The 1,351-nt window shown below is 75.4% G+C and carries 2 protein-coding genes; both read right to left on the minus strand.

Annotated elements, in window-relative coordinates:
• Positions 1–242: NTP transferase domain-containing protein (locus B7767_RS35895; RefSeq protein ID WP_179167439.1), on the minus strand; the 242-nt coding region annotated here is incomplete at its 3' end.
• An 84-nt stretch (positions 243–326) separates the two neighbouring features.
• On the minus strand, positions 327–1,351 hold a 1,025-nt coding region (locus B7767_RS35900; RefSeq protein ID WP_256923686.1), incomplete at its 5' end, for a dihydrolipoamide acetyltransferase family protein.

A 1,351-nucleotide genomic window follows, 5' to 3' on the forward strand; every position in this document is an offset into this window, starting at 1 on the left:
GTGGGGCGGGGGGCGGCGACGACCACCGTGGTCCGGGCGTCGGCGCAGGCCGTGAGCACCCGGTCGAGCAGCGCCCGGCCACCCACCCGTACCCCGGGCTTGTCCGCGCCCCCGAGCCGCCGGGCGGCGCCACCGGCGAGCACGACGGCGTCGTACGCGGGGCCGGGACCCTCGGAGGGGCCGCCGGAGGGACCACCGGGAGGATCACCGCAGGGATCGCCGGGTGGCTGATACTCGGTCACCCTCCGAGTATGCGTGCCCCCGCGATCACAGGGAACGCGGGGGCACCGGGACACGGCCGGGGAGACCGGTGGCTCGAAGCGGACTCACAGCGTCCGCAGCAGCACCGCCGGTTGTTCGACACAGTCCGCCACGTACCGCAGGAAGCCTCCCGCGGTGCCGCCGTCGCAGACCCGGTGGTCGAAGGTGAGCGAGAGCTGCACGACCTGCCGCACCGCCAGCTCGCCCTCGTGCACCCATGGCTTGGGGACGATGCGGCCGACGCCGAGCATGGCGGCCTCGGGGTGGTTGATGATCGGTGTGGAGCCGTCGACGCCGAACACGCCGTAGTTGTTCAACGTGAAGGTGCCGCCGGTGAGTTCCGCGGGCGTCAGCACACCGGTCCGGGCCGCCTCGGTCAGCCTGGCGAACTCGGCCGTCAGCGACTCGGCGTCCCGCGTGTGCGCGTCCCGGACGACGGGGACGACCAGCCCCCGGTCGGTCTGCGCGGCGAAGCCGAGGTGCACGTCGCCGTACTGGACGATCTCCCTGGCCTCGGTGTCCACCGAGGAGTTGAGCTCGGGGAAGCGGGCGAGCGCGGCGGTGCAGACGCGGGCCAGCAGCGCGATGACGGATATCCTCGGCCCGCCCGCCGCGTTCATCGCGGCCCGCGTGCGCATCAGTTCGGTCGCGTCGGCGTCCACCCAGCAGGTCGCGTCGGGGATCTCGGTGCGGCTGCGGGAGAGCTTGTCGGCGACGGCCCCGCGGATGCCCTTGAGGGGGACACGGGTCACGCCCGGGGTCTCCGCGACCGGTGCCGGCGCGACCGCCCGGTCGGCCCGCGCAGGCGGTTCACCGGCCGTCGCGCCCGTACGGCCCTGGGCGGCGGCGGCACGCAGGGCGTACTCCACGTCCGCGCGGAGGATCAGCCCATCGGGTCCGGAGCCGGTCATCTCCCGCAGGTCCAGGCCGTTCTGCCGGGCCAGCCTGCGCACCAGGGGCGAGATCACGGGGACGGGGCCGTCCACCGCGCCCGGGGTGCGGGCCTGCGCGGCGGCGGACCGCGCGGTCCTGGACCGTCCGTTCGCCACGGGTGTGGAAGGGGCGGCGGGGGCCGCCTGCGGCGGACGGA

Source organism: Streptomyces sp. 13-12-16, from assembly GCF_002114215.1.
Lineage (GTDB): Bacteria > Actinomycetota > Actinomycetes > Streptomycetales > Streptomycetaceae > Streptomyces.